Annotated in this window: 21 protein-coding genes; 6 read left to right on the top strand and 15 right to left on the bottom strand. The window is 44.4% G+C overall.

What is annotated here, in order from left to right:
* Nucleotides 1-193 precede the first annotated feature (193 nt).
* The 15 genes from EII41_RS14450 to prmA form a co-directional block, all read right to left on the bottom strand.
* The gene (locus EII41_RS14450) at nucleotides 194-418 is read right to left on the bottom strand and encodes an IS30 family transposase (RefSeq protein WP_260425413.1); all 225 of its coding nucleotides are present in this window, start codon (nucleotides 416-418) and stop codon (nucleotides 194-196) included.
* A 100-nt stretch (nucleotides 419-518) separates the two neighbouring features.
* A complete protein-coding gene (locus tag EII41_RS14455) occupies nucleotides 519-806 on the bottom strand; it encodes a hypothetical protein (RefSeq protein WP_260425414.1) in 288 nt (95 codons plus the stop codon).
* On the bottom strand, nucleotides 761-946 hold the full coding sequence (locus EII41_RS14460) for a helix-turn-helix domain-containing protein (protein WP_260425422.1): 186 nt from the start codon (nucleotides 944-946) through the stop codon (nucleotides 761-763). Before EII41_RS14460 ends, EII41_RS14455 begins: the two co-directional genes overlap by 46 nt.
* 374 nt (nucleotides 947-1320) lie before the next feature.
* Nucleotides 1321-3555, bottom strand: coding sequence for a hypothetical protein (locus EII41_RS00375; RefSeq protein WP_124788966.1), 2235 nt, complete (start codon nucleotides 3553-3555; stop codon nucleotides 1321-1323).
* Between the two features lie 447 nt (nucleotides 3556-4002).
* Nucleotides 4003-5709: an acyl-CoA dehydrogenase family protein gene (locus EII41_RS00380; RefSeq protein WP_124788967.1), complete on the bottom strand. Its 1707-nt coding sequence runs from the start codon at nucleotides 5707-5709 to the stop codon at nucleotides 4003-4005.
* 8 nt (nucleotides 5710-5717) lie between these two features.
* Nucleotides 5718-6737, bottom strand: a complete 1020-nt coding sequence (locus EII41_RS00385) for an electron transfer flavoprotein subunit alpha/FixB family protein (RefSeq protein WP_124750394.1) — start codon at nucleotides 6735-6737, stop codon at nucleotides 5718-5720.
* A gap of 123 nt (nucleotides 6738-6860) precedes the next feature.
* Nucleotides 6861-7748 carry an electron transfer flavoprotein subunit beta/FixA family protein gene (locus EII41_RS00390; protein WP_124788968.1) on the bottom strand — a complete coding sequence of 296 codons (888 nt, stop codon included), beginning with the start codon at nucleotides 7746-7748 and terminating at the stop codon, nucleotides 6861-6863.
* A gap of 651 nt (nucleotides 7749-8399) precedes the next feature.
* Complete coding sequence (gene kdsA / locus EII41_RS00395) at nucleotides 8400-9206, bottom strand: 3-deoxy-8-phosphooctulonate synthase (RefSeq protein WP_124788969.1); 807 nt, start codon at nucleotides 9204-9206, stop codon at nucleotides 8400-8402.
* A 21-nt stretch (nucleotides 9207-9227) separates the two neighbouring features.
* The gene (miaA, locus tag EII41_RS00400; RefSeq protein WP_124788970.1) at nucleotides 9228-10142 is read right to left on the bottom strand and encodes a tRNA (adenosine(37)-N6)-dimethylallyltransferase MiaA; all 915 of its coding nucleotides are present in this window, start codon (nucleotides 10140-10142) and stop codon (nucleotides 9228-9230) included.
* Between the two features lie 78 nt (nucleotides 10143-10220).
* Nucleotides 10221-10493: a hypothetical protein gene (locus EII41_RS00405; protein ID WP_124788971.1), complete on the bottom strand. Its 273-nt coding sequence runs from the start codon at nucleotides 10491-10493 to the stop codon at nucleotides 10221-10223.
* A 243-nt stretch (nucleotides 10494-10736) separates the two neighbouring features.
* On the bottom strand, nucleotides 10737-11747 hold the full coding sequence (gap, locus tag EII41_RS00410) for a type I glyceraldehyde-3-phosphate dehydrogenase (protein WP_124788972.1): 1011 nt from the start codon (nucleotides 11745-11747) through the stop codon (nucleotides 10737-10739).
* Nucleotides 11748-11996: 249 nt separating this feature from the next.
* Nucleotides 11997-12383, bottom strand: a complete 387-nt coding sequence (locus tag EII41_RS00415; RefSeq protein WP_124788973.1) for a hypothetical protein — start codon at nucleotides 12381-12383, stop codon at nucleotides 11997-11999.
* Nucleotides 12334-12747: a hypothetical protein gene (locus tag EII41_RS00420; RefSeq protein WP_124752156.1), complete on the bottom strand. Its 414-nt coding sequence runs from the start codon at nucleotides 12745-12747 to the stop codon at nucleotides 12334-12336. The genes EII41_RS00415 and EII41_RS00420 overlap by 50 nt, the downstream gene beginning before the upstream one ends.
* Nucleotides 12748-12771: 24 nt before the next feature.
* Complete coding sequence (locus tag EII41_RS00425) at nucleotides 12772-12981, bottom strand: YtxH domain-containing protein (protein WP_124788974.1); 210 nt, start codon at nucleotides 12979-12981, stop codon at nucleotides 12772-12774.
* Between the two features lie 87 nt (nucleotides 12982-13068).
* Nucleotides 13069-13935, bottom strand: a complete 867-nt coding sequence (prmA, locus tag EII41_RS00430; protein ID WP_124788975.1) for a 50S ribosomal protein L11 methyltransferase — start codon at nucleotides 13933-13935, stop codon at nucleotides 13069-13071.
* Between the two features lie 215 nt (nucleotides 13936-14150).
* On the opposite strand from prmA, the gene EII41_RS00435 reads away from it, so the two are divergent.
* From EII41_RS00435 to EII41_RS00460, 6 genes are all read left to right on the top strand, one after another.
* Nucleotides 14151-15167 carry a hypothetical protein gene (locus EII41_RS00435; RefSeq protein WP_124788976.1) on the top strand — a complete coding sequence of 339 codons (1017 nt, stop codon included), beginning with the start codon at nucleotides 14151-14153 and terminating at the stop codon, nucleotides 15165-15167.
* A gap of 17 nt (nucleotides 15168-15184) precedes the next feature.
* Nucleotides 15185-16006 carry a helix-turn-helix domain-containing protein gene (locus EII41_RS00440; protein ID WP_124788977.1) on the top strand — a complete coding sequence of 274 codons (822 nt, stop codon included), beginning with the start codon at nucleotides 15185-15187 and terminating at the stop codon, nucleotides 16004-16006.
* Between the two features lie 84 nt (nucleotides 16007-16090).
* Nucleotides 16091-16723, top strand: a complete 633-nt coding sequence (locus EII41_RS00445; RefSeq protein WP_124788978.1) for a DUF417 family protein — start codon at nucleotides 16091-16093, stop codon at nucleotides 16721-16723.
* 333 nt (nucleotides 16724-17056) lie between these two features.
* Nucleotides 17057-17926, top strand: coding sequence for an alpha/beta fold hydrolase (locus EII41_RS00450; protein WP_124788979.1), 870 nt, complete (start codon nucleotides 17057-17059; stop codon nucleotides 17924-17926).
* A complete protein-coding gene (locus EII41_RS00455; protein ID WP_124752149.1) occupies nucleotides 17927-18397 on the top strand; it encodes an RNA polymerase sigma factor in 471 nt (156 codons plus the stop codon).
* A complete protein-coding gene (locus EII41_RS00460; protein WP_124788980.1) occupies nucleotides 18390-18989 on the top strand; it encodes a hypothetical protein in 600 nt (199 codons plus the stop codon). The genes EII41_RS00455 and EII41_RS00460 overlap by 8 nt, the downstream gene beginning before the upstream one ends.
* Nucleotides 18990-19025 lie beyond the last annotated feature (36 nt).

A 19025-nucleotide genomic window follows, 5' to 3' on the forward strand; every position in this document is an offset into this window, starting at 1 on the left:
AACACGCAAGTGAACTATATACTTGACAAAGATACAAAATATGATTCGTTCGCAATTTTTTAATTGTAAAATGATGACAAATGTAGTTTCAACTAGTGAATGCAACTTTTCGCTTCAAATTTAAGAAGAAGATTTCTTTTGGAGAGTAGAAATTGAGTTTGTATCTCGGCCTTTTGTTGATTCTGTACTGTATCTATTTGATTATATTGGCACTATACTCATTGAAATTTGATTTTTTAGGGATGTACTGCCTGATGAGTTTGTTTGTGTTCTCAATCAATCCTTTTTCCCATGAAGAATAGGGATGAGTGAAATAGATCTGTGTATGTAGCTTTCTGGCTAATGTTTGATGCTCTGCAAACTCGCTACCGTTATCTACGGCGATGGTGTGCACATGTTCTTTGTATGGCAACAGCATAGCGTAAACGATTTTTGAAAGCTACTTTGCCGTTTTTCCCGACAATAGTGTCCATCTCCCAATCTCCAAAGCGTTGTTTCAGATCCACAATAGGAGGCCTTTACTCTATACCGACACGATTCTTAATGGATACAGACTTGGGCTGCTTCCTTTTTTTATGTTTCATCTTGTGCCGGGTATGCAGGTAGAGTTTTCCGCCTGCGGCTTTATCGGCTCGGATGATTTTATAGATAGTTTCAAGCGAAACGTAAGACTCCCCGCGGAGCTTAAGTCTTCCTTCGATCTGCTGTGAAGACCATTGTTGCTCTAACAGGAGAAGAATCTGCCTTTTTAGGCTGGGCTTTAATTTCCGGGGCTGCCGACTGCACTCTTTACGAATATCTGCCATATCCTTAGATCATAAGAAAACGTGTGCTTCTCTTTCTCGTTACAGTTTCGTTTAAGCTCTCGGCTCACGACCGATTTGTCTTTACCGATTGCCTGTGTAATCATTTTCTGCGTACAACCCTGCTTATACATGGCAGAAATTGTGCACCTTTGCTTTCAAGCTAAATGTCTCATAATGTTTTTGAATGAAAGACAAGATGGAGATTTTATCCCTTCGGAACAAAGGATAGGGAAGTTTTTTCTCTTCCTTTGTCCGATAAAATCAATTCTTACCTATCCCCTAATAGTTGCATTTGCTAATTGAATTTACGTCGCTTAATTCTGTAATTTTATGCTTCAAAATCACAATAGGGTTGTTTTAGTATAGCTCTATATTTCAGTACTATGAGATTAATAAAAATGGATCTCCGGATATTTACCTAAAATGACTATCTTTGCAAAGATAATAATCATCTTATGTAAATATGCGGGGATTCATATATTTTTATCAGCAATATTTATAAAAGAAAGAGACTTTAATATCCAGGATTCTGTGACATTTGAGGGCTTAAAAGAAGTTGCCTCTCAGGTATCGGGAGTAATGTTCTGTATTCTTCAACACCATATACATTTTTTGCAAAATTATTTCTTTTCATGAAAGCAAAATTCGTGTTGGTGTAAAGCATCAATTGCAATCTTGCATTTTTTATCTTCTCCAATACACTGTTACCCGATACATTTATATTTTTGGCTGTAGTAACTTTTGATAGTTGTTTTTCTGATTCAGAAAGCATTCCATTTTTATAGAGACATTCTGCATAAGACAAAACCACATCAGTGTAGGTCATTATCGGCACGACCTGTGGAATTGGAATAGGTACATCACGGCCTGTTTTAGATTTGTTATAGGTAGCGAATATCGTTTCTTTGTTACTTCCGTTGCTAAACAAATCGGTTATTGTCTGTTTGCTGTTATAGTTAGAAGCATCCAGTTTATAGAATCCATTATTGATGACTTTCTCCAATAGCTTCTCAGCTTGGCCATAGTTGTCTTGGTACATGTGAATATTGGCAAGTAGGATTCGAGCTACATCTTTTGACAGAAAGAAATAGTCATTAAATTCATTATTAAGGGACTCATTCTTTTTTTCTTCAAGATAATCTATTGAATTCTCTAAATTGGTTTTCAAATCTGAAAGAATCTCGTTCTGTGGCATTCTTTTTATATTGTAAATGTCAGTCATATAAGAATCAGAGTCGATATAAGGAACATCTCCCCAGGCTATTATCATATTATAATACTGCATTGCACTAAATACGTTGAAGTACTCTTGGTATACGCCAAGTTGTTTAGCTTCCGCATCCTTGAACATCATAATATTCGTATTAGCCTTATAAAAATTTTCCCAAATGTTGTGGACAGTGTTACTGTTTGGATAAACGTATTGTCTTACTAAATCTTTTTCTTTATTATATTGGTAATACTGTTCTACAAGATTTAATTCTGCTAAACTTAGTGCAAGATTCGTGGCAAAAGCTGCTACTACGTATTTTCCTGTAGGGCCCAATTTTGGTATTGAAATATCTCTATTGCCTTCTTGGGTAATTTTTATATTTCCTACTACATTGCTTAATCCATCGTATATTTTGATACCTGATATTTTGGGCTTCTTGGAATGAAGCGGTTTTATTCTCACCGTCAATATACCGTTTGTTAAACTTTTTTCCATCTGAATGTCGATATCGACTATTCCTTCATATATTTCCGAGAAGAACTGTTTGGAGCTTATTTTAGAATCAGGTTTACCTGGTCCTGATTGTGGTTTTAAGTAAATGGGAATAGGTGAAGAAATGCCAATGTTATAAACTCCACCTTCGTTAGGAACATTGAGTTCAGTCGTTTCGAATTTGATTTCCTGTCCGTCTTGTAGCACTTCATTGCCAGCTACGCCGTCATTATTCCAATCAATAAAGCGCTCCAAATCCTTTACTTCTACATTTAACCCAAGACTTTCGTAGCGTTTGATTATATTATCTCGTATAGAAGGGAGCTTAAACCATAGAGCTTTCTTATCTTCGTTTATTTGTTGTTTTGTGCTTTCTTGAAAAGCTCCTTTTTCACCAAGCTCCCTACATAATTTTGCTAAATATTCAGTTAAAGCGGCTTCGCTTCTGTTTACTAGTAACAGGGAGGAAATAGTAATCAAAGCAGCAGATTCAACCGTCCCTCCTGCGATGGAGAAAGTGGACGCATCTTTCTCAACATATTTTTGAAGTCCAAAAGCGGTGAATAGTTCCTTTTGGGCTTGTTTGTTGGCTTCTCCAAACTTCATTCCATTCGCAATGAGTTTCTGTATTCTTTGATACTTTAAATGTGTAAGAAGATTTACGTTTACGGTTGTTCTATCAGACAAATCCACCAAGGCACGCAGGCTTAGTATACCTGAAGATAATTGTCCATCAACTTCATTAAAAAAATAACCGTTTGCAACTAACTCCACATAAGGAGCTTCAAATAATTTAGATCCAAATGAAAAATTTCCCAAATCATCCTGAATCGTAGTGGAATACAAACTTCCTAAAACTTGTAAATTACCATCCATCGGTTGAATAGTAATAGTGGAACCACTGACGAATGGTCCTTTTTCAACTTTTCCTAAAACATTGTACGTTGTAGGTTCAAAATTATTATCCAAGCCGTCCTTTTGACTGCACGATGAGAGTGTAAAGGTAAGTACGGCAGATAAATAACAGTACTTTTTGAATTTCATATAACTGTAGTTTCAACTAGTGAATGTAACTTTTTGCTTCAAATTTAAGGAAAAGATTTCTTTTAGGAAATAAAAATAGAGTTTGTATTTGGAGCTGTTGTTAACCCAAAATTATATCCTTTTGATTTTAATATGATTAAATTTGTCAAGATATGATTTTTATAATTACTTACCCCCGAACAAGTACATTCCTCAAAAGTGGCGTAAATCATGAAATAAAAAAGAAACGATAAGAACAAAAAGAACTGTCAACCTTTTCAAGACATGACACTTACTAAAAAACGCCGAAAATGGTTCATCGGATTATGGGATTACCCCATAAATCTAAACCCAAAAGCTCCTATCGCGTAATCCGGGTTAATTTAACAATACCCGAAATAAAAAAATGAGACTGCCTGTGTTTTCGAGGCAGCCTCATTTTTGTTGTTCGGTATAGTAACTTTGTTGTTACTCTCTGCGGTAGGCCTTCAGGTCTTCGATGCTGAAGTTTTCGATAAACGAACGGATTTTGTACATCTCCGCTTTACCGTAGTGGAGGTAGACCTTCGTGGAAGGCAGGAATGAATCGTCCGTATGGACGCTTTGAAGCAACAGGTAACCGAATACGCAATGCGTCGCTGCTTCGACGAGGCGGCGGGCAAGGAAATCGAGGTATTCGTTGTCTTTCGCCTCGGTCACTTTCGTCACTAACTGCTCGTACGTATCGGTCATTGCGACGAGGTCTTGCTTCAGCGACGAGAGTTCGGGTTTGTATTCCATCGCTTCATATTCGCGAAGTCTGGACAGGTAGGTGCCTGTGGTGACGTGGCGGATGGCCGCAACGACCTGCAACTGTGTCGTTCCTTCGTAAATATTCGTGATACGTGCGTCGCGGTAAAGACGTTCGCAAGCGTAATCTTTCATAAAGCCCGATCCGCCGTGAATCTGTATCGCATCGTAGGCGTTCTGGTTCGCAAATTCGGTCGACATGCCTTTGCCCATCGGGGTGAACGCGTCGGCCAACTTGGCGTATTTCTTCTGTTCCTGACGTTCTTCGGGCGTGAGTTTGCGCTCGCGCGAGATGTCGTCCAGCGCCTTATAGATATCGACGAAGCGTGCCGTTTCATAAAGCATGGCGCGTACGGCATCGGTACGGGCACGCATCATGGCTACCATTTCGTAGACGGCCGGAAAGTCTAAAATGGCTTTGCCGAACTGCCGACGCTCCTGCGCGTATTTGTATCCTTCCTGATAGGCCGCTTCGCACAGTCCCACGGCTTGTGCCATGATACCCAGACGGGCGCCGTTCATCAGTGCCATGACGTACTTGATCAATCCGAGCCGACGTTCGCCGCACAGTTCAGCCTTCGCGTTGCTGAATACCAGCTCACAAGTGGGGGAGCCTTTGATTCCCATCTTGTTTTCGATGCGGCGGACGTTCACGCCTCCGTTTCGCTTGTCGTAAATAAACATCGAAAGGCCGCGTCCGTCTTTTGTTCCTTCTTCCGAGCGGGCGAGTACGAGATGGATGTCCGAGTCGCCGTTGGTGATAAAACGTTTCACGCCGTTCAGTCGCCAGCAGTTCTCTTTCTCGTCGAACGTGGCTTTGAGCATCACCGATTGCAGGTCGCTACCGGCATCGGGTTCGGTCAAGTCCATCGACATCGTTTCTCCTTTGCACACACGGGGGATATAATGCTTGTGCTGCTCTTCGTTTCCGAATTCGTAAAGCGTTTCGGCGCAGTCCTGCAATCCCCAGAGATTTTCGAATCCGGCATCGGCGCGCGACACGATGTCGGCGGCCATGATGTAAGGCACGATGGGGAAGTTCAGCCCGCCGTAACGGCGCGGCATGGCCATGCCCATCAGTCCGGCTTTACGCACGGCATCGAGGTTTTCCTGCGTGCCGCGGGCGTATGTTACTCGTCCGTTGGCCACCGTCGGGCCTTCCTGATCGACGCTCTCGGCATTGGGAGCAATGACTTCGGCGCTGATCTCGCCGACCATCTCGAGCACGCGCTCGTAACTGTCCATCGCATCGTCGAAGTCGATGGGAGCATAATCGTATTCGTCTTTATCTTTGAATTCGCGTTCTTTCAGTTCCACAATCCGCCGCATCAGCGGGTGATGCAAGTGATGACGCAACGAGGGAGTATCTAAATAAAAGTTTGCCATGATAATCGTTATTTACTGTTCTTCTTATAGTATTTAATCATTTTGGGGATCACGTTTTCGACGGTGCCGGTGATCACGTAGTCGGCAATCGCATTGATCGGAGCGTTGGGATCGCTGTTGATCGAAATGATGATCGAGCTTTCCTGCATTCCCGCGATGTGCTGGATCTGTCCGGAGATGCCGCAGGCGATATACAGTTTGGGGCGCACGGTAACGCCGGTTTGTCCCACTTGACGGTCGTGATCGGTGAATCCCGCATCGACGGCTGCGCGCGATGCGCCTACTTCGGCATGCAGTTCTTTGGCAAGATCGAACAGTAACTTGAAGTTCTCTTTCGAACCAACGCCGTAACCGCCGGCGACAACGATCGGCGAACCTTTCAGGTTGTGTTTCGCCTTTTCGACATGGCGTTCGATCACCTGTACGACATAATCCGTCTCGGAAACGAATTGCGACACGTCGTGCTTGATCACTTTGCCCTGATAGTTGGCATCGAAGATTTCTTTTTTCATCACCCCTTCGCGCACGGTAGCCATCTGCGGACGATGTTCGGGGTTGATGATCGTCGCGACGATATTTCCGCCGAACGCGGGACGTATCTGGTAGAGCAGATTTTCGTATGTCTTGCCGGCTTTTTTGTCTTCATGCTTGCCGATTTCGAGCGCCGTACAGTCGGCCGTCAGTCCGCTTGTCAGTGCCGACGATACGCGTGGCCCGAGGTCTCGACCGATGACGGTTGCTCCCATAAGGGCAATCTGCGGCTTCTCCTGTTCGAAGAGCTTGATCAGGATCGACGTGTGAGGCAGCGAGGTGTACGGATCGAGTCGCTCGTCGTCGAACAGATGCAGCACATCTACGCCGTACGGCATCACTTGTTTTTCCACCTCGTCAAGCTTGCTTCCCGCAACGACAGCCTCCAAGCCGCAGTTCAGTTGATTGGCCAGCGAACGTCCTTTGGTCAGGAGTTCGAGGCTGACATCGGCAATCGTGCCGCCATCTATTTCGCAATATACAAATATGTTGTTCATTATGTATCGTATTTACTTATTTATTTTTGAATAATGTAGTTATGGTAGTCATCATGTAGTCAATGTAGTTAACGAACTACCTTTACTACTTTTACTACTCTGAAACTACTCTTCTCTCTCCCTTTACCCGATCGTATGGTTACTGATTAATTCTTTCATTAACTCTTCGATATCACCGTCCGAGTCGGTAAACGATTTATTTTCTTTCGTTTGAAAAACGATATTTTCGACCGTTTTCACTTTCGTCGGTGAGCCGGACAGTCCGCATTGTGTCACGTCGCCGTTTACGTCGGCTACCGACCACTCGATGATATTCAGATATGGGCGATTCTCATACAGCTGACCATAAGGCAGTGCAGTGCCGTTTTTTGTTCGCTCGGCCTTCTCTTGCGCTCCCAATGCCCGTTTGTACTTCTGTACCAGCTTGGCGTTGCGCGGGCGGCATGGTGCGGCCGACCCGTTAACCGTTACAACGATAGGCATCGGCGCTTCGACCGTTTCAATTCCTCCGGGAATTTTACGTTTGGCCGTGATCCGGTTGTTTTCGATCTTGACAATTTCTTCGGTGTACGTGATTTGTGTCAGGCCGAGCTTCTCGGCTACCTGAGGCCCTACTTGTGCCGTGTCGCCGTCGATCGCCTGCCGTCCGCCGATGATCAGGTCGAACGAGCCGATTTTCCGGATCGCCATAGCGAGCGCGTACGAGGTGGCGAGCGTATCTGCCCCGGCAAATGCGCGGTCGGTCAGGAGGTAGCCGTCATCGGCTCCGCGATATAATCCTTCGCGGATGATTTCTGCCGCGCGTCCCGGTCCCATGGTCAGAATCGTTACGGTCGTACCCGGATGTTGTTCTTTGAGACGTAATGCCTGCTCCAGCGCGTTAAGGTCTTCCGGATTGAAGATGGCGGGGAGCACGGCCCGATTGATCGTGCCGTCTTCTTTCATGGCGTCTTTCCCGACGTTGCGGGTGTCTGGCACTTGTTTGGCCAATACAATGATTTTCATTTGTATATATAGTTTTATGTGAATAATCGCTTGCGAATATATAGAAGGTCGTTGCGTGTTTTAGAACGGCATCGGAAACATGTAAAAGTGCCCGTTGCAAGCAGTTTCGACCTGTTTTTATCTCTGCGTTATCGCTTGCAAAAGTAGTGAATGATTTCGGATTTCAAAGTTTTTTGTATAGAAATTGCACATCTTGGGCGTTTTTGTGCATATCGGAGTGTGGATAGAAGACTTCCCGCAGCATAGAGGTGAGACTTTGTTTCGTATCGAGTGTTTGGCCGCGTTTTTGTTCTTCCGAAGTCCAACGTTGCCCTTCCGAGGTTGAATTTTGGTCTTCCGAAGTTCAATTTTGTTCTTCCGAAGTTGAATTTTGTTCTTCCGAAGTCCAACGTTGCTCTTCCGAGGTTCAATTTTGTTCTTCCGAAGTCCAACGTTGCTCTTTCGAGGTTCAATTTTGTTCTTCCGAAGTCCAACGTTGCTCTTTCGAGGTTCAATTTTGTCCTTCCGAAGTCCAACGTTGCTCTTCCGAAGTCCGGCCTTGATGCTTTTAGGAGCATTTCGCTTTTCCGAGGCATCGTTTGTATCATTCCGGAGGAACGCCGAGATGGTTACAAATAAATGCCCGGTGGGCGAGGGGAGGAAATCTGTTTTTTATTTTTACGGATACTGTACAGCCTGACGGATTCGTACCAGTTTGGTCAGAAGGTCTTCCAGCAGATGGAGTGGAAGCATATTGGTCGCGTCCGACTTGGCTTGCGAAGGTTCGGGATGCGTCTCGATAAATAATCCGTCCGTACCCACCGCCACGGCGGCTTTGCCAATCGTTTCGATCAGTTCGGGCAGCCCGCCCGAAACGCCCGACGTCTGGTTGGGCTGCTGCAACGAGTGTGTGATGTCCGTAATCACGGGGAAGCCGTATTGCCGCATCTTGGGGATACCGCGGAAATCGACGACTAAATCGGTATAACCGAAGGTGGTGCCGCGTTCGGTAAGGATCACGTTCGGATTCCCTGCATCCACCACTTTCTGTGCCGCATACTGCATTGATTCGGGCGCAAGAAACTGTCCTTTTTTGATGTTGACCATCTTTCCGGTCTTTGCCGCGGCGATCAGCAGATCGGTCTGGCGGCAGAGGAAAGCGGGAATCTGCAACATATCCACGTAGTTGGCCGCTAAAGCGGCTTCATGTGTTTCGTGTATGTCCGTAACGGTCGGAATATGGAACGTTTCGCTCACCTTGCGCAGGATGCGTAGCGCTTTCTCGTCGCCGATACCCGTAAACGAATCGATGCGCGAACGGTTCGCTTTGCGGTACGATCCTTTGAAAACGTATGGAATATCAAGTTTCCGGGTGATGTCGACAATTTTTTCCGCGATACGTAACGCCATCTCTTCCCCTTCGATGACACAGGGACCGGCCAGTAAAAAGAAATTCTTCGAGTTTGTTAATCGTTCAATAGTCATTGTGATATGATGTTTGATAAGTCAATTCATAAGTGCCTTGCATCGGGCGATTTTCTCTTCCGTCGGCCATGACTGATCGATCCAGTGGATCGTAAATCCGCGTCGCTCCATACCGCGAAACCAAGTCATCTGTCGCTTGGCAAACTGATGGATCGCGATCTCTAATTGTTCGATCATTTCGTGATAAGTCAGTTTGCCGGTCAGATGCAGCGTGATAAATTTATATTCCAGACCGTAGTAAATCAGGTCGTCCGGCGCGATGCCCGAATCGAGGAGTGCCTGTACTTCTTCAACCATCCCTTGTTCAAGCCGTGCATGAAGCCGCCGGGTGATACGCTCACGTCGCAATTCGCGATCAATATCAAGCCCGATAATCAGACTGTGTATCGGTTCGAACTCGTTCCGTTCGGGGGCTTGCGTTTGATAAAATTCTTCGATTTCGATGGCGCGTATGGCACGCTGGGCACTATCCACATCCGTTTTGTTATGCAGCGTTTTATACGAAGCAAGTATCGCCTCAAGTTCTTCGAGCGACTTACCTTTCAACGACTCGCGAAGTGTCGGGTTGGGGGGGACATCGAGCAGATTATAGCCTCTGAGTACGGCTTCGATATACATACCTGTTCCTCCACACAAAATCGGGACGATGCCTTTCTGTCTGAGATTATCGAAGATATGGAAAAAATCATGCTGATACCGGAAGACGTTGTATTTCGTACCCGGTTCGCAAATATCGATGAGATGGTACGGAATTCTTTTCGCGCCGACGGTATAGTCGTCCAAATCTTTGCCTGTTCCGATGTCCATCCGGCGATAAATCTGACGCGAGTCGGCACTGATGATTTCCGTATTCAAATCCGCAGCCAATGCTGCGGCAAAACTTGTTTTGCCGCATGCGGTTGGCCCTAAGATTGTAATCAGTTCGTATGTTCTCATTCTACGGTCGTACAAAAGTACGGAGAAAACCGGATATCCCCAAATCCGACGAATCGTTCAGCCGTGTGTTGACCGTCACTAAAAGAACATATTATAGCAGGCGGTAAACTTTTGCTTTTTAACTTTTACCTCTGCTCCACTTACGTCATGCTGGACGTTTGCACTTTTTTCGGATACTTCTATCCGAACCTCTTGACCTTCGCAATAATAATCCCTGTTCGCATAGAGGTCATTCTTTGCGATGGCATTGTTCCCTGTCGAAGTCTTTATAAGACTTTTTGAAAAGAATTTTTTCATCGCTTCTGAATTTAAATTAGACATCTGATGAAAAACACCCGAAAGCTTTTTCATCGGCTATAAATATAACACCAAAAAGCCCGATTGGTTACTCCTATCTCTCGTTTTTGGATTTATTTAGTTCTTTTTAACTATTAAGGGTGCGAATTTATTCGCTAATTGATGGCCTTGTGGGTCTGTTTGGGCCTTTCCGGAGCGGCGTTTCATGCAGTATACCTGATGGAGGAGAAAAGTCATAAAAAAGACTGCCTTTTTGGGGTGAGGCAGTCTTTTTTGTTTTATGAATCGAAAAACGGATTATCCGTTTACTTTCGCCATGTGAGCGATCAAATCAAGTACTTTGTTCGAGTAGCCGATTTCGTTATCGTACCATGCGATCACCTTTACGAACGTATCTGTCAGATAAACTCCTGCGTTGGCATCGAAGATCGAAGTCAGTTCGCAGCCGAGGAAGTCGGAAGAAACGACAGCATCTTCCGTGTATCCCAAAATACCTTTCAGTTCGCCTTCTGCAGCTTCTTTCATTGCTTGGCAGATCGCTTCTTTCGTAGCCGGTTTTTCCAAGTTGGCCGTCAGGTCGACAACCGAAACGTCCAGCGTCGGTACGCGCATGGAAATACCCGTCAATTTACCGTTCAACGACGGAATAACTTTTCCTACTGCTTTAGCTGCGCCGGTCGAAGACGGGATGATGTTGCCCGAAGCAGCACGTCCGCCTCTCCAGTCTTTCAACGAAGGACCGTCTACGGTCTTCTGGGTTGCCGTCGTCGAGTGAACGGTCGTCATCAAGCCTTCCTTGATACCGAACTTGTCGTTCAATACTTTGGCGATCGGAGCCAAACAGTTGGTCGTACAAGAAGCGTTCGATACGAATTTCGTTCCTTTCTCGTATGCATCGTGGTTTACACCGCAAACGAACATGGGCGTATCGTCTTTCGACGGAGCCGACATCACGACATACTTCGCGCCTGCATCGATGTGTCCTTGCGCTTTTTCTTTTGTCAGAAACAGACCGGTAGACTCTACTACATATTCGGCACCTACTTCATTCCACTTCAGGTTAGCCGGGTCCTTTTCTGCGGTTACGCGGATTGCTTTGCCGTTGACGATCAACTGGCTTTTTTCCACGCTGTACTCAACAGTTCCTTTGAAGCGACCGTGCATTGTATCGTACTTGAGCATGTAAGCCATGTAATCTACCGGACAGAGGTCGTTAATTCCAACGATTTCAATGTCATTTCTTGTTTGGGCGGCACGGAATACAAAACGTCCGATACGGCCAAATCCGTTAATACCTACTTTTGTCATTGTTGTATAATTTTAAAAAGGTTTGAAATATAATGTCATTTTGATTTTTCTGTTCAACAGCCACAAGGAGTGGCGCATGATGCACATATCGATAATATGCTTGCGATCATTGTTAAAACCATGATAATACGCTTCATGTTTAATCTTTTTGCCTTGATTTTTACGGGCGCAAAGGTATGAATTTTTTCTTGTTTGAAGCCTATTCGGGAAGAAAAACATGCTTCATAACATAAATTAATTCTTGGCCGTTCACTTTCTCTTTGAAGAGAACAAATTTCCGATCCATTTCTTGGCTCGTCTGATGCCCCACGCAATGAGCAAAGGTTGTGCCAACTCCCAAGCATAAGGAATAAGGCCGGTGCCTAACGACAAGAAGTCGGCCGGTCGTAATGACGAAAGCGAAGCGACAGAAGGTACGGGAGAAAGAGCGGCAGCTTTTTTCTTTTCCGATTTGGATGAGCCGGATGTCGAGAAGAGTGCGGAGATGCCCGAGAAGAGGAGACGTCCTGCGTTTTCACGCATATACAGCACCTCTTCGTTCAGTTTCTGCTCTTGTATCCGACACAACAGGCGGAGACGCTGTCTTTCAGTCTGTAATTTGCTCAGTGGGGTCTGTTTCAGAGATATCTTGTTCATCGGTTTCATCGGTTTTATGGTCATTGGCAATCAATGCCGCAATTACGGTATTCAAAACGAAAGTTTGGATTTTATCCTTGAAAAGAACGACTCCTCCAATCATCAGCAGATAAATGCCGACTACGATTGAGAAACCAATCCCTTTCGAGTTAAGCCATTCGCCCAGAAAAAAACCGAGCGCAAGGAAAATAAAAAGACTCAGGAAGAATCCAAGCGTAAGTAATATCAGGCCATACGAAAGGACTGCGATGACTTTTCCTGTCCGTTCGTACGTTCCTAATTTAAGCAGTTCAAATTTTAATTCACCATAGGTGGTGAGATCTTTTTTTAATTCCCGAAAGAAATGCTCTGCATTCATTTTTATAAAGAATTATTTTACTTCGATTACCTAAGCATCTTCGAGGACTTCATGTACATGGTTCTCTTTGAATTTGGAAACAGCCGACTGAAATCCGTCTTTCACTTTTCCAACCATCTCGTTTAATTCGTCGAATAACGGTCCTCTTTTTTCTGTTGCGGCCAGATAGCCTATCGTTGCCCCTACTGCGGCTCCAATCACGACGCCTAATAGTAATTTGGGATCTACATTTCTGTTCATAGCGGTATATTATAAGAATGTGAATACTCCTACAAATATCGCATTTTTTTCAGTAATTCAAACTCTATAAGCGTGATTTAATATTATTTATGAATTGTCGCTGTCCGTGTTTTGAGTTCGAACGACTGCCCACTGATTGCGGGATGTATGCGAAAGGAGCGTCAGCCCGTTCTGCCGGCATTCTTGCTCTATCGCGGGAATATCTTCTTCGTAGAAGCCGCTCATGTATAGATAACCGCCGGGCTTCAGGATCGGGGCATAGTGGCGGATGTCGTTCAGCAGGATATTTCGGTTGATATTGGCAAAAATATAATCGAACATACCGCAGTGCGGAAGGAGTTCTGCTCCGCCTTGTTCTATCCGTATGTCGAGCGTGTTGTTGAGCCGGCAGTTCTCAATCGCGTTTCGATATGCCCACTCGTCGATGTCGATTGCGACAACACGTCGCGCTTGTTTGCGTGCGGCCAAGATGGCGAGTACGGCCGTGCCACATCCCATGTCGAGCACTTCCTTGCCGTGCAGGTCGAGTGTCAGCATCTCGCAAAGCATGAGATAGGTGGTGGCATGATTGCCGGTCCCGAATGCCATTCTGGGGTCAATAATGATGGTCTGCTCGTATCCTTCTTCCGGCTGATGGAATGATGCGCGAATGAGGCATTGCTTACCGATTCGGATGGGCTGGAAGTAATTTTTCTCCCATTCCTCGTTCCAGTTCCGGGCAGCAATCGGTGTGTGCGTATGATGAATGACCGTGTCTTCGAGCGGAAAAGAGGACAGACAATCGGTCAAGGCTTCAGGCTGAAAGGCGGAAACGGGGATGTAGGCTTTCAGTCCGTTTTCGTCAGCGACAAAACTTTCAAACCCGACGGCTCCCAGTTCGGTCGCCAAAATATCGTTGATCACTTCTGTAGCTACAGACGAAGTGTAGCTGAATTGAAATTCGTAATAATCCATAATGCGTAATAAAGCTGCCCGACAAAGATAGTAAATTCGGCAGATATCTGCTGGACTTTTTTCTGTCTGTTGAAACTTGTCGTATCAAAAGTGTTTTGTTGTTTTTTTCGGTTAAATTTATGCCGGAAATCGAATGTTTTTCCGGTAAAAACACGATATTTGTACCGAATGAATAAACAGGATAAATGGAAACACACCTCAATAAAGATAAAAAGATGAAGATAAAAGCAACTTTGTTATTGACCGGTCTCATGATGTGCTCGGTCGCTTGTCTAAGCAACAAAAAGCAAACGTTATACGAAGAGGAGGTTGCGTACGATTACTACCGTAACGATCATTACGGTTATACGGTGGCTTATCCTTTATTCCTCATACCTGAAGGCGAGGGCCGTGAGGAGGGGCAAACATTTGTAGCGGACGATGGCGTGTCGAATATGCAAGTGTACCATACCGACAAAATCGGTCTTTCGCTCGAAGAGGCTTACCGGAAAGAACTTGAAGGGCGGAACGCCTCCGAAAAGCAACTTGAGGAAAGTTTTTATCGGATGCTATGGAAAGAGGGGAAAAATACTTGTGCACAATATACTTTCCTTGCTTACGGATCGTTTTATGAGCTGAAGTTCACGTATACACCGCAGAATGCTTCACGTTTCGAAGCTGCGATCTCGGTTATCGTCGAATCGTTGATGGTTGATGGATCAGGCCGGGAAGAGGATGAAGATTCCGACGGCTTTATTACGTTCCTGTTCGACTTCCTAGATGTATGTTTCTATGAAAAGAACCTGAATCGGCTGATTCGTGATAAAGACCCGCGTCTGGCTTCTTATATCGATCCTCAAATGGGTTTGCAACGCTACTACGCGCCCGGAGCGTTTGCCTATCTGGCCGGATGCGACCGGAATTTCGGGTTCGACGAATACGGTGATTTTACGTTCGAGCCGTGTGCAGGGGGTGAGATTTCGGTGACGGAACTTCCGGACGGGAAGAGCGCGTGTGAACTGGAATTCGAAAACGAAGGAGAAGTATATTACGAATCGGTAGAGAAGGTGCCCGATGTAGTCGTGAATGTGGAAACACTCGAGACGAAAGCGGTCGTACTGCCTTATCCCGACGCCGAAATACGCGTTGTTTACGTGCCAAACAAATTTCACTCTCCCGTGGGACTCTACTTTGTCCTCACCCCGGATGGCTGGAAATTCGTCTTTATCGATGATACGTTATGCGGAGCCTAAAAACATCCGGTATAGCTATGCATCGAATCAATTTGTTTCAATGTAAGGGGAGTGACTTTTCGCTTCCTTTCTCCTCGCCTGACTATCATATTTTACTGTTTAAAGGTGAAGGGAACTTCTCTGTCGATTTTACAGAATACCCTGGCAACGGCGCGACGGTACTCTTTTTTACGCCATTTCAAACGCTGCTGTGGGGATCCGGCGATCAAATAGAGGTCGAAGGCTTGGCTTTTCATGGCGATTTTTATTGCATCGAATATCACAAACACGACGTTGCCTGCAACGGGTTGTTGTTTAATAATATATACTTGTCTCCGCACATCACGGTTTCGGATGCTGATTTCGATGAGTTGCGTCTGCTGTTCGGAAAAATACGCCATGAGCTGACTTGCGATTCCGCATTCTCCGACGCTATCTTGAAAGCCTATCTGCAACTGATTCTCGCTCTTTGCAGCCGGACGAAAAAGCAGCAGCTACAGGACATTGAAACGGCCATCGACTGGAACCGAGAGATGAAAGACATCCGCCAACTCATCGATACGCACTTTTTGACCCAACGCAGTCCTTCGTTTTATGCGTCAGAACTGGCTCTTTCGCCCAGCGCTTTATCGAAAAAAACACGGCAGTTCTTCGGAAAAACACCCACGCAGTTGATTCAAGATCGTGTGGTACTGGAGGCAAAAAAGTTGTTGCATCTGACTCGAATTCCCATAAAGGAAATCGCAACTCAGCTCAACTTCGAGGATGTCTTTTATTTCAGCCGCTACTTCAGAAAAACCGTCGGGCTGTCGCCTCTTCATTATCGGCAGGAGGTCGGTATCTCGATCGTGGCAAAATAGTCTATGTATTATCCGTTTCTGTCCATTGCCGGAAACGACCGCGCCCCTTACCTTTGTACCATAAATTTTTAAACAAACATGACAATGGAAAAAATTAAAACTTGGATCGACTACGGTCTCCATTTTTTGGCCGACAGCCAAACACATTTTATTAACTTTGTCCGCGTAGCCATCTTTGTTGTAATGGCTTGGATCGGAGGGCTCAAGGCTTTTCAGTACGAAGCCGACGGTATTGTTCCCTTCGTGTCTAACAGCCCTTTTATGAGCTTCCTGTATCAGCGCTCCGATAAAATGACCGTCAACGAGAAAGGTGAGACGGTGAAAGAATATACCGTACATCGGAATCCTGAAGGAAAAATGGTGGCCCGCAACATCGAATGGCATAAATCGAACGGAACCTATCTCTTCTCTTATGGTTTAGGGGCCTTTATAGTATTGATCGGCACGCTTATTCTGCTTGGAATATGGAGTCCGAAAATCGGAGTCGTAGGAGGTGTACTGACTTTTCTGATGTCGATTGTCACGCTCTCGTTTCTGGTTACGACTCCCGAAACATGGGTACCCAATCTCGGAGGGGATATGCCTACGCCCAACTACGGATTTCCGTATCTTTCGGGGGCCGGAAGACTCGTGATAAAAGATGTCATTATGATGGCCGGAGGTTTGGTTGCCGCTTCCGATTCCGCCCGGCGTCTCTTGAAAAAACAAAACAACTGATTTTTCTCCGGCAGCTTTCGTAAAGGTTGCCGGATTTTTTTATCTCATATTCATTGTTTTTTCGACTAATGAATATATTCTTTACCAATCATCGAAAAAGTAATCTGAATCATACAGAAAATCTTTTTGCCGGCAGGGGGGAAAAAGATAATTGATATTAGAAAAACACTCCTTTTAAGAAATATATTCTCTCTTTTTGAAATTAGGAGATTGTCCTTAATTTGATGTAAAACAGCTTGAAATCAATGAAAAATGTTTTTGAGCACTTCTCTTTTTTACTCCATGTTGTAACATTTAGCTTCTTTTCGTATCTAATGGATGTGAAAATAAATAATGAATAAAATGAGAACATCTGGAATTTTAAAAACAGCCTGCTTGCTCAGTATTTTCTTGATCCAAAGTGCTATATCGGGAGGGCAAGTAGCAACAAAAGCGTTTGAAGTTGTGAAAAGCGGACAAGGTAAGCAAGCACTTATCTTTATACCCGGATTTGCCTGTTCGGGACAAGTCTGGGATGAAACAAAAGTTTATTTCGAAAATGATTATACTTGTTATACGTTGACCATGGCCGGTTTCGCAGGCGTAAAACCGCAAGCACATCCTTCGTTCGAATGTTGGAAGGATAGTATTGTTCAATTTGTTTATAATCATTCGATTGAACGGCCTGTTGTCATAGGACACAGCATGGGAGCGGGTTGGGCTATGGCACTTGCGGCCGACCATCCGGAACTGATCTCAAAAATTGTTGTCGTCGATGGATTACCTTGTTTAACAGCCTTGATAAATCCGGAGTTTAAAGCTGTAGAGAAACCTGATTGTACTTCACATGTTCATCAGTTCTGTTCGGTTACGGACAGCCAATTTTATCATATGCAGAAAATATCTATTTCGCAACTGGTGAGTGATACTTCTAAACAAGCCTTGATTCTAGACTGGAGTCTTCGATCAGACCGAAAAACATTGGCAGAGATGTATTGCAGTTTTGCCAATACTGATTTGAGGAAGCGAATAAAACATATACAATGTCCTGCACTTATCTTGCTGGCTGCACCATTCAGAGGAATCAAACTGGCAGTCGAAGAGCAGTTCAAGTATCTCCCCCAAGTAGATATTCAGTATTCTGATAAAGCCTTACATTTTATAATGTATGACGATAAAGCATGGTATGTAAGTCGTTTAACTGATTTTATAAGAAAGCCATAAATGGTTTTTGAAAAGATTTATCAAATGTATTGGCCAAGGGTGTTCCGCTTGTGCATGGGCTATACGAATGACTACAGTCTGGCTCAAGACATGGCACAAGAGACATTTCTTGTCATATGGAAGGCGTTACCACAATTCAGAGGAGAAGCAAACATCGAGACATGGATTTTCAGGATTGCAACGAATAACTGTCTGCGGTATATTGAAAAGGAAGCTCGTTTCCCTAAAGCGGAATTTCCCGTACATGAAGTGGGAGAGGAGCAGCCAACAGATACGGAATGGAAAATCCGACAGCTTTATACTTACATTTCAGCCCTTCCCGAAATAGATCGTATTATTATTTCGTTGGCACTGGAGGGAGTAAAACAGTCTGATATTGCTGATGTGGTAGGGCTTTCAAATACCAACGTAAGGGTGAAAATCCATCGAATCAAAGAAAAATTAGCTCGTAAATTTAAAGAAAATGAATAAGGATAAAATGGATATTAGTCGTCTGTGGAAAGAGCAGAAAGTAGAGCCACCAAGCATAAAAGAACTTTACTTCAAGATGGAACGTCTGAAAAGATCGAACAAGAAAGCAATGCTGTTTCTGAATTTGATAGTCTTCAGTACCACGATCGTTATTTTATTTATCTGGTATTTTTATCAACCACGATTTCTGAGCACTAAATTAGGGGTTTGTTTGACGATAGGGGCTATGGCTATTTATGTGATTGTCGCTCACCGAAGTCGACAGTTGTTCCGACACATAAACAGAAGCGATGGGGATGCCCGCTCCAATTTGAATTTGTTTCTGGCAATCAAAAAGAGGCAGCGGGTTATGCAAACGATCGTGCTGAATTTGTATTTTATATTTTTTTCGATTGGACTACTTCTTTACATGTATGAATATGTTGCTCTCATGACTTTCTGGAAAGCCCTTGTTGCCTACCTGTCCATCATCGTCTGGATTATAGTGAACTGGTTTTACTTTCGTCCGAAACAGATTCGAAAGCAACAGCAGAAGCTGAATGAGATTATTGACCGTTTACAACATATTTGCGACCAGATGAATCGGTCGTGAAAAACTTTTTTAGAAAAAAGAAGATGCCCTTAGGCG

Source organism: Tannerella forsythia, from assembly GCF_003860135.1.
In the GTDB taxonomy this organism is placed as follows: domain Bacteria; phylum Bacteroidota; class Bacteroidia; order Bacteroidales; family Tannerellaceae; genus Tannerella; species Tannerella forsythia_A.

Bases quoted from the DNA above. Each gene is read 5' to 3' on its own strand.
- EII41_RS14450 (WP_260425413.1), bottom strand. From the start codon at position 418: ATGCTGTTGCCATACAAAGAACATGTGCACACCATCGCCGTAGATAAC.
- EII41_RS14455 (WP_260425414.1), bottom strand. From the start codon at position 806: ATGGCAGATATTCGTAAAGAGTGCAGTCGGCAGCCCCGGAAATTAAAG.
- EII41_RS00375 (WP_124788966.1), bottom strand. From the start codon at position 3,555: ATGAAATTCAAAAAGTACTGTTATTTATCTGCCGTACTTACCTTTACA.
- EII41_RS00380 (WP_124788967.1), bottom strand. From the start codon at position 5,709: ATGGCAAACTTTTATTTAGATACTCCCTCGTTGCGTCATCACTTGCAT.
- EII41_RS00385 (WP_124750394.1), bottom strand. From the start codon at position 6,737: ATGAACAACATATTTGTATATTGCGAAATAGATGGCGGCACGATTGCC.
- kdsA (WP_124788969.1), bottom strand. From the start codon at position 9,206: ATGACTATTGAACGATTAACAAACTCGAAGAATTTCTTTTTACTGGCC.
- miaA (WP_124788970.1), bottom strand. From the start codon at position 10,142: ATGAGAACATACGAACTGATTACAATCTTAGGGCCAACCGCATGCGGC.
- EII41_RS00405 (WP_124788971.1), bottom strand. From the start codon at position 10,493: ATGAAAAAGCTTTCGGGTGTTTTTCATCAGATGTCTAATTTAAATTCA.
- gap (WP_124788972.1), bottom strand. From the start codon at position 11,747: ATGACAAAAGTAGGTATTAACGGATTTGGCCGTATCGGACGTTTTGTA.
- EII41_RS00415 (WP_124788973.1), bottom strand. From the start codon at position 12,383: ATGAACAAGATATCTCTGAAACAGACCCCACTGAGCAAATTACAGACT.
- EII41_RS00425 (WP_124788974.1), bottom strand. From the start codon at position 12,981: ATGAACAGAAATGTAGATCCCAAATTACTATTAGGCGTCGTGATTGGA.
- prmA (WP_124788975.1), bottom strand. From the start codon at position 13,935: ATGGATTATTACGAATTTCAATTCAGCTACACTTCGTCTGTAGCTACA.
- EII41_RS00435 (WP_124788976.1), top strand. From the start codon at position 14,151: ATGAAGATAAAAGCAACTTTGTTATTGACCGGTCTCATGATGTGCTCG.
- EII41_RS00440 (WP_124788977.1), top strand. From the start codon at position 15,185: ATGCATCGAATCAATTTGTTTCAATGTAAGGGGAGTGACTTTTCGCTT.
- EII41_RS00445 (WP_124788978.1), top strand. From the start codon at position 16,091: ATGGAAAAAATTAAAACTTGGATCGACTACGGTCTCCATTTTTTGGCC.
- EII41_RS00450 (WP_124788979.1), top strand. From the start codon at position 17,057: ATGAATAAAATGAGAACATCTGGAATTTTAAAAACAGCCTGCTTGCTC.
- EII41_RS00455 (WP_124752149.1), top strand. From the start codon at position 17,927: ATGGTTTTTGAAAAGATTTATCAAATGTATTGGCCAAGGGTGTTCCGC.
- EII41_RS00460 (WP_124788980.1), top strand. From the start codon at position 18,390: ATGAATAAGGATAAAATGGATATTAGTCGTCTGTGGAAAGAGCAGAAA.